7 protein-coding genes are annotated in these 8,962 nt (G+C 44.6%); 3 read left to right on the top strand and 4 right to left on the bottom strand.

Going from position 1 to position 8,962, the window contains the following annotated elements; translation table 11 throughout:
* Positions 1 to 182 precede the first annotated feature (182 nt).
* Positions 183 to 1,115: a 1,4-dihydroxy-2-naphthoate octaprenyltransferase gene (menA, locus tag RT034_RS08035; RefSeq protein ID WP_313015823.1), complete on the bottom strand. Its 933-nt coding sequence runs from the start codon at positions 1,113 to 1,115 to the stop codon at positions 183 to 185.
* Between the two features lie 84 nt (positions 1,116 to 1,199).
* Positions 1,200 to 3,749, bottom strand: a complete 2,550-nt coding sequence (locus tag RT034_RS08030; RefSeq protein ID WP_313015820.1) for a Tex family protein — start codon at positions 3,747 to 3,749, stop codon at positions 1,200 to 1,202.
* A gap of 533 nt (positions 3,750 to 4,282) precedes the next feature.
* On the opposite strand from RT034_RS08030, the gene ompR reads away from it, so the two are divergent.
* Together ompR and RT034_RS08020 are read left to right on the top strand one after the other, a co-directional pair.
* Positions 4,283 to 5,056 carry an osmolarity response regulator transcription factor OmpR gene (gene ompR / locus RT034_RS08025; protein ID WP_007117331.1) on the top strand — a complete coding sequence of 258 codons (774 nt, stop codon included), beginning with the start codon at positions 4,283 to 4,285 and terminating at the stop codon, positions 5,054 to 5,056.
* Positions 5,057 to 5,129: 73 nt separating this feature from the next.
* Positions 5,130 to 6,212, top strand: coding sequence for a CobW family GTP-binding protein (locus RT034_RS08020; RefSeq protein WP_313015816.1), 1,083 nt, complete (start codon positions 5,130 to 5,132; stop codon positions 6,210 to 6,212).
* A gap of 68 nt (positions 6,213 to 6,280) precedes the next feature.
* On the opposite strand, the gene RT034_RS08015 is transcribed toward RT034_RS08020, so the two are convergent.
* Positions 6,281 to 7,093: an NRDE family protein gene (locus RT034_RS08015; protein ID WP_313015813.1), complete on the bottom strand. Its 813-nt coding sequence runs from the start codon at positions 7,091 to 7,093 to the stop codon at positions 6,281 to 6,283.
* Between the two features lie 185 nt (positions 7,094 to 7,278).
* On the opposite strand from RT034_RS08015, the gene RT034_RS08010 reads away from it, so the two are divergent.
* Positions 7,279 to 8,013: a glycosyltransferase gene (locus RT034_RS08010; protein ID WP_313015811.1), complete on the top strand. Its 735-nt coding sequence runs from the start codon at positions 7,279 to 7,281 to the stop codon at positions 8,011 to 8,013.
* Between the two features lie 38 nt (positions 8,014 to 8,051).
* Here the strand turns inward: RT034_RS08010 and RT034_RS08005 are convergent, their stop codons facing one another.
* Positions 8,052 to 8,873 (bottom strand): enoyl-CoA hydratase/isomerase family protein, encoded by an 822-nt coding sequence (locus RT034_RS08005; RefSeq protein ID WP_007117335.1) that lies wholly within the window; start codon positions 8,871 to 8,873, stop codon positions 8,052 to 8,054.
* Positions 8,874 to 8,962 lie beyond the last annotated feature (89 nt).

Raw genomic sequence — 8,962 nt, 5'->3', positions numbered from 1 at the left:
CTTATTTTGTGTTGTCAATAACTTTTTTCTTTAATTTTTTATGACCGCTCAACTTATATCTGTATTAATTTAAGTTGTTGTTTTTACTACAGTTTGTGGTTGTAGTCGCTGCCAGTGAGTGCGTATTATACGCTTTTCTTTTTGCCTGTCAATACCAATGGGAAAAGTTTTTTCATTTATTTTCAAATTAGTTTTTTATAGTTAAAGATAAGAATACTTAAACTCATCAATATACTGGTCGCTAGGGTAATTAAGACAATTTTAGCTAGTTCTGGCGCTAGTGCGTTTGAGGGGATATTTTCATCACTATAATGGCGAATCATTTTTAGATGCTTGGCAATAGGAGAGACTAGAATAAGTAGACTTAATAGATAAAAATTTTGTCGCAAGGTCACAAAGGTAATGAGTAGAAAGTAAGCACCCAACAATATAAACCGATACAGGTGGCTCATGCTTTCTTTGCCTAAGGTGGTGGCAAGGGTATTTTTACCAGCGCCTGTATCTGTGCCAAAATCCCGCATATTGTTAATCATCAATACGCAAGTGCATAGCAGTCCGATCACCACCGCAGCAATAATATCCATCACACGGATAAATTGTGTTTGTAGGTACACGCCCCCTAGTACATTAACTAAGCCGAAGAATAAAAATACTGCTATTTCCCCTTTCGCATTATACCCATAGGGGTTTTTACCCATGGTATAGGTCACTGCGGCGATAATGGCGATGATGCCCAATGCTAAGAAGGTGAAAAAATCGGTCAGACTGTTAAAGCTCAGCCAAAGTAAGCCAATACCGCAGCCAAAAATAAACAGTGCCCAACTTATGATTAATTTTTTAAGGGTACTAGGATTGATTGTACCTTGCGCTGTCTGTCTGTCGAGTCGATGGGCATCAGTGCCCCGTATGCCATCACCATAGTCGTTAGCCAAGTTGGATAAAATCTGTAGTCCTAAGGCAACCCATAGGCTTAGCAAAAAGATTTGCCAATTTTTGCTTTCAAAGCTGCCAATACGGGAATATGCCAACGCATTGGCTACTATGATGCCAGCCACCGCTAATGGATAAGTGCGTGGGCGAGTCGCTTGCCAAAATGCTTGTAAAAAATTCACCATCACTCACTCGAAACCTTGTATCACCAATCGCAACATCTAAATGAATTTAGCCATTTAGATGTACGTTTACCAATGATGCGGGGTTTATGTTGATTTTTTTAGACCTGCTTGCGCCAACAACGCACCTAAGCTACCGATTTTTTGCGGTTTGTCAGCTGCTTGGTTTTGCGGTTTAGCGGCTTTGTCACTACGTTGGGGTTTGCCCGAATGTTTGGCTGATTTGCTCCCGCGCTCGGTAGGGTCTGCGTGTTTTTTCGCCGTACCAGCCACTGATTGGTTGGTATTTCTTGCTTTACTAGCGGGTGCTTTTTCAGCAGGTTTGGCTACCATTGGGGTGTCTGACTTCATGCTAAAGCCCACGCGTTTGCGTTCGGCATCCACTGAAATCACGCGAACGGTGACGATATCACCTGGTTTGACATGATTTAACGGATCGGCGATAAACTCATTACCCATCTCTGAGATATGTACCAAGCCATCTTGATGGACACCAACATCAACAAAACAACCAAAACTTGTCACATTGGTGACCACGCCTTCAAGCGTCATGCCTTCGGTTAAATCGTTGAGGCTATTGACATCATCACGAAACTGCGCTGTTTTAAAGCTCGGTCTTGGATCGTGTGCAGGTTTGGCTAATTCTTGTTTGATGGCAGCGGCTTTCAGCGTTGCTTGCTCGGCATCATTAACCTCATCGTTTGCTGCAGCGACCAGTGAAGCGGTCAGATTGTTAAGCGCTGACTCGTCACCTAGCACATCGTTGAGATTGTTGTCAGTTGAAGCCAGCCATTGTTTGACCATCTCGTAGTTTTCTGGGTGTAACCCTGTTGCATCTAACGGCTCATCACCGCCACGAATGCGTAAAAAACCTGCCGCTTGTTCAAAAGTTTTGGCACCCAATCTTGGCACGTTTTTGAGCTGTTCACGATTGGCAAAGGCGCCGTGTTCGTTGCGGTAGTTGACAATTTGCTGCGCCACATTGACATTGAGACCTGCGATATAAGACAAAATCGCAGGGCTTGCGGTGTTGACGTCTACGCCCACCGCATTCACGCAGTCTTGCGTGACTTTGGTTAAACTATCGGCTAGCTGCGTTTGGTTGACGTCATGCTGATATTGACCCACACCAATGGCTTTGGGATCGACTTTAACCAGCTCAGACAATGGATCTTGCAAACGACGGGCAATCGATACTGCCCCACGAATGGATACATCAAGCTCTTGTAATTCTTGCGATGCCAGTTCGCTGGCTGAGTACACAGACGCACCAGACTCATTGACCACCACAGGCACGGCTTTGATATCCCCAGTGCCCTGGGCGCTGTTTTCTGCCAAAATTTCTTTGATTAAGGCATCTGTCTCACGGCTAGCCGTACCATTACCAATGGCGATTAAATGCACATGGTGGTTTTTGAGTAAATCGGCAATGGTTTGTTTGGCTTCATCGACCTTATTGTCTGGGGCAAATGGATACACCGTTGCAATCGCAAAACTATCATCGCTATTTTTGGCAACATGACCTAGGCTATCAACCACAGCCATTTTGACGCCATGACGGATACCCGGATCGACGCCTAAAATCGTTTTTTGACCCGCTGGCGCTGCCATTAATAAATGCTGCAAATTGTTTGCAAACACGTCAATTGCTGCTGATTCAGCCGTTAAGCGTTTTTCTGTGAGCAAACGATGCTCAATATGCGGACGCCATTTGTCCAACCACAGTTTTTTGCCCAGTGACAATAAAAATTGTTGACGGTCACTAGGCTCAGCAGCTGTTAAGTTAAATGCGTGATTAATTTGCTCAATAAACGGCGCATCATCGCCTTCAATGGCAATCGTCAGTACGTTGTCTTGGCGGCCGCGTAGCATCGCTAATAATCGGTGATTGGGCAGACGCGCCAAGCTTTCAGCGTGGTCAAAATAGTCTTTGTATTTTTCGCCGACTTCCCGTTTTTCTTCGCCCACTAGACGGCTATGAATTTGGGCAATTTTACCAAAGGCGACGCGCAGTTTATCGAGTAGGTCAAGCTGTTGTGTCCACTCATCGATAATAATGGCGCCGATACCTGATAGCTGTTTTTCTTTATCTTCAAAAATTGACGCTTCGGCTTCGCCGTTGTCATCCTGTACAGGCGCTGGCGCTTGGTAATCTGATAAGGCTGTCTCTGGGCTTACCGACTCATTTAAAACCGCCAAGGCAATTGGCTCAAGTCCTGCTTCACGCGCTTGGGTTGCCAATGAGCGGCGGCGCGGACGATACGGCAAATAAATGTCTTCTAATTCAAGTTTGGATGCCGACTGCTTAATGCGTTCATTCAATTCATCGGTGAGCTTGTTTTGTGAAGTCAACAGCTCAATGATTTTTTGGCGGCGAATCGCCATATCTCGTTCATAGCTAAGGGATTTTTCCAGACTACGCAATTGTACGTCATCGAGCCCGCCGGTTTGGTCTTTACGATAGCGTGCAATAAACGGAATCGTCGCGCCATCATCATAGAGTTTGACGAATGCCATCATTTGGTTGAGTTTGATACCAAGATTGGCAGCTAATTTTTGATAAATGGCTTGCTGGACTTGCTCAGAGAGTACATCTACCGCTGGATTAGCCGCAATGGCAGTAACGTTTGTAGTCATATTTTTGCCTAACACTTATAAGGATGAACTCAAAACTTCAGAGTTCACGCATTATAACAAAACAATACAAAAAGATAATAGGTAAACGCTATTTTAACAAAAATCTTTAGTGAATTTTTACCTTGCCAACGATACCCCTGTTGTTTAACTAAAATTTTGCTAACTGATGACTATATAATAGGTGGCTACCCTATAAGCTAACGTCGCATTTTTAGCAAAATTACTACAGCAAACGACACATTTTTTTGCTTTAATAACCGCATAACCATTATAAATCTGGCTGAATGATAAGGTTGATAATGCTTGCAAGTTGTAACCAATCGTTTCAAAATACCTTTATCAGTCCCTAATAAAAAATTGTATACCCATATATTTTATAGCATTGCCTGTCCTAACTATGAATTATAAGGTTCATTTCAACACGCTAATGGAACATATTTAGCGTTTATAAAAACTATGTAGCGAAAATAATATTCGAGTGAAAATAACATTGGTGATAGGAATATCGACGATAAAAATGAGGAAAATAATCAATGAGTGATGACATCAACCCCACTGTAGAATCTACCCCCAATCAATCAGCCGCCGGCGATATGAATCAGCGCATTTTGGTTGTTGACGATGATGCGCGCCTTCGTACCTTGTTGCAACGTTTCTTAGAAGACGATGGTTATATCGTACGTACTGCGCATGATGGTAGCCAAATGGATAAACTGATGCAGCGCGAGTTATTTTCGCTGATTGTGCTTGATTTGATGCTACCTAACGAAGACGGTATCAGTATTTGCCATCGGTTACGCGCAGAAAACTCCGATATTCCGATTATTATGTTGACCGCTAAAGGTTCCGATGCCGATCGTATCGCAGGACTTGAAGCAGGCGCGGATGATTATTTGCCAAAACCCTTTAACCCCAAAGAATTATTGGCACGTATTAAAGCCGTATTGCGTCGGCAAACGCGTGAATTACCAGGTGCCCCTAGTCAGCAAATGGAAGTGGTCGAATTTGGGTCATGGACATTAGATTTATCAACACGTACCCTAAAACGTGATGGCAACATCGTGACCTTAACCACGGGTGAATTTAGTGTATTAAAAGCCTTGGTACAACACCCCCGTGAGCCATTAACCCGTGATAAACTGATGAATCTGGCACGCGGCCGTGAATGGGGCGCAATGGAGCGCTCAATTGATGTGCAAGTATCGCGTTTACGCCGTCTCATCGAAGATAATCCTTCGCAAGCGCGCTATATCCAAACCGTTTGGGGCGTGGGCTACGTGTTTGTACCCGATGGCGCAGAAAGCTAAACGAGCCCTATTTAAGAGAGCGGATTAAAAAAGCCCATTAGAAGAGCTAAGTTAACAGAGTTAAGAAATTTTTATGATAAAACCGTTGATTGTAAATACAGCCTGTCACCTGGTGATGGGCTTTTTAGGTTCTGGTAAAACCAGTTTTATCAATGCCTGTATCACGCATTTTCAGCACCAAGAAAAGTGGGCGATTTTGGTCAATGAAGCAGGTCAAATTGGCATTGATGAAAAGCTATTGACGGGTAATGCTGACCATGATTTAGCGATTCGCCAAGTATCTGGTGGCTGTATCTGCTGTACTTCGCAACTGCCGCTACAGATTGCGCTCGCTCGCTTGACTTCTGAGTATAGACCCGACCGATTATGGATTGAGCCGACAGGGCTTGCACACCCGCGAGAGCTGATTGAGCAGCTATCTGCACCGCATTGGCAAACTGCGCTGTCGCTAAAATCCGCCATCAGTATCGTCAATGCGCGTCATTGGCAAGATAGCCGTTATCGTGACAATGAAGGCTACCAAGCGCATGTGCGATTTTGTGATGTGGTGGTGATTAATCGTTTTCATGGGTTGGATGACACCCAAAAAACCCAACTGACCGCATGGGTAAAAGGCTTAAACCCTAAAGCAAACTTGATTTGGCAAGCAGAGCAAATGCTGAGCGAAGACAATCTGCGGCAATTGCAACAAGCGCTCAAGCAATCAAGCCAAGTGCTTGCCGAGCGTAGCCATTACCAAAAAATTAGCTTAACAAGTTTTGCTCAGTCCCATGCTCCATCCACCACCCAAACCGACACGACCCAATCACCAACAGCTACCAATGATGACTTGCCATTTCGCTATCATGATGTGCAAAACGGCTATCAAATCATCGGCTGGCGGGTGTCAGCCGACTGGACAATTGATATGACTGTGCTGATGGAATGGCTGTTGGCACTGCCCAACTGGCAACGTATTAAATCGGTGGTTCATATCAAGCATACGCATGATGAGCAATGGCAAACCATGAATTTTACCCCGGATTCGCTCGACTTAGTGGCCTGTGAGCCACAAACCGATAACCGCATTGAAGTGATTTTTTTGGATAACACTATCGAATTGGATTTTGATAGGCTCGATACTGAGCTGATGATGATGTTTGGGCATATCCGTTAAGCTTATAGTTAATAGATAGCCGATTTTATTGTCTATTTTTTTGATTTTGCCGCTGTTTTTTTCATTGATTAGGTGGCGTTAACATGGGGCGTGATACGGATGATAGCGTCATTTTCAAGGTTTTTTTCTTGCATATCAAACCCTGTATGAGTGATGGTGAGCAAGCTACTCACGCGCGTCCCATAGCTACTTCCTAGCAGCTTGTCGAGGCGGTTGGCAGGAATAAAGATGGAAGACAACGCCAATTCTCTCTCCATACCTAAACCTGTATCAGGTAGCTGGGTGATAGGCGCTTGTTCACGGTCTTGCAATATCTCAAATGCCACGTTTTTCCAATTGGCTGTTTGCCAATCCTCATGCCCAGCAAGCAGCGGCAATAACTCTTGTCGTACTCGCTTGCGCAGTTTTTCCGTTTTAAACCATGTCGTATTTGGTTGACCATTGGATAACACGTATAAGCCTTTTGCCAATACCTCGATGCCATACCCTTTATTATTGAGCAGTACCGCTTGCTGCCGATCGCCGATGACTAGATTAAACCCATCGTAGCACGGCAAATCAATTTGTCTTGCGAAAGCTAGCGGCGACCACTCACCACTCAAATAATCAAGGATTAATTGACCGCGGGACGTGGCAAAGACAGGCTTATCTTTGATAATCTCTCGGTAGTTTAAAATCACCCCCCAGCGCCCATGCACAGGATCGATACCCAACCAAGTGCCCCCTGCTTGCGCATCTTGCCCCGCGATGATTTTTTTGCCATTTGGCAATTGCCATTCATGTAGTGCGCGCGTAGGACGCTGCAAAAATTCATCGCGATTGGATAATAGCACCAAGGGTTTATCCTCAAACAGCTGCCAAGCCAACGCCACAATGCACATACTTCATTCCTTCTAACTGGTTACCATGCCATCGCCCATTGGACCTTGCATCAGCTCGATTACTCATTCCCTAGCTTAGCACCCAAAACTTTTTTGGCAATCACCAAATCGTCATATTGTTCATTTATGATAAAAAATCTAAAAAACTGCCGTTTTCAACGATTGTTGCCCTTGTGAATAAGCTTATGACGCCAATTAGTATCGTGATTATTACCCTAAACGAAGCCGAACGTATCGGTAATATTTTGCGTGACTTAGCCCAGCAAAGCTACCAAAATTTTGAAGTCATTGTGGTGGATTCCAACAGCGAAGATGACACCTGTCAAATTGCAGCCAGTTTTCGCCACCAGTTGCCGGCGATAAGCGTACATAAAATGCCAAAGCGTGGCGTCAGTTTGGGTCGTAATACAGGGGCAAGCCTAGCCAAAAATGAACGAATACTGTTTTTAGATGCCGATGTGCGGCTGGATGCAGACTTTTTGCAAAAAGCCAGTCAATTATTGGATAAAAAATCCTTGAAAGTAGCCGGCGTGTATATGAACGCTGACCACCTAAAACCTTGGTTTACGGTGGGTTATCAGCTGTTTAACATAGGTATTTTTGCTAGCCAATTTTTATCGCCAACAGCGGTGGGTGCCTGTATTTTTTCCAGTAAATCCGTGCATGAGCAATTGGGCGGCTTTGATGAGTCTATCACATTGTGTGAAGATTGTGACTATGTCAATCGTGCCAAAAAAATCATCCGTTATCAGATGCTACCGCTCACCTTTCGCTTTGACCCCCGCCGCTTGCAGCAAGATGGCTATTTTAATACGGGCTGGAAATACCTGTATGCCAATTTATATCGTTTCTTTGTTGGCGAAATCCGTGATAACAAAATCCGCTATCAATTTGGACATTATGGTGCGCAAAAAAAATAGCGTCGGTGGTGACGCTATTTTTTACAAGGTTTTAGGCTTTATCGCCCTTTAAACTCAGCAGGACGTTTTTGCATAAAGGCGGTAATCCCTTCTTTAAAGTCTTCACTGGTCGCCATTTGCATTTGGTAAATTACCTCTTGGTCTAGCGCGATATCTAGTCCTGCAAATGCCACTTGATTAATCGATTGCTTCATTGCCGCCAGTGCTAGGGTTGGCAAGCTTGTGAGGCGGTCGGTCAGTTTTTTCACTGCCGCATCAAGCGCATCTTGACTCACCAGCGCATTCACCAGTCCCAAATCTTCTGCCTTTTGCGCGGTGATTTGCTCACCCAACATCACAAGCTCAGTGGTTTTGGCGGCACCAATCAACTGCGATAACAGATAAATACCACCACCATCAGGCACTAGCCCGATATTGACAAAGGCTTGTAAAAATTTAGCATTGTCACTGGCGACGCGAAAATCACACGCTAACGCGATATTCATGCCTGCACCCGCACACGCGCCATTGATACGCGCGATAATCGGCTTGCTGATTTTGCGGATACGGCGCGTAATGTCCGCAATCCCAATGGTCAGGCTGTGCGACATTTTCAGTAAATTTTCGCGGTTATCTGCGCCTGATAGCATCTCGCGAATATCACCACCGCTAGAAAACCCCTTGCCCGCGCCTGTGATGACAATCACTTTGGCGGCTGTGTCGTATTGTGCGTAATCAAGGGCTTGATAAAGCTCGGATTTCATCACGCTATTGAGCGCATTGAGTGATGCTGGATCATTGAGGGTAATGGTCGCAACACTATCTGCAACATCATACGTGACTTTTTGAAAGGTGGGTTGTTGTGTTTGGGTTGCCGTCATGGGTCATCCTTATACCAAAAAAATAGTTGCAATGAACCACTTCATCTTACCGAAATTATTTTTTTTTGGGAAATAAAACGCGACTTGTA

Origin of the sequence: Moraxella sp. CTOTU48841 (assembly GCF_032061225.1) — a bacterium.
GTDB classification, from domain to species: domain Bacteria; phylum Pseudomonadota; class Gammaproteobacteria; order Pseudomonadales; family Moraxellaceae; genus Faucicola; species Faucicola cinerea.
The sequence above is the reverse complement of the archived record's forward strand: the minus strand, read 5'-3'. Positions and strand labels throughout refer to the sequence as shown.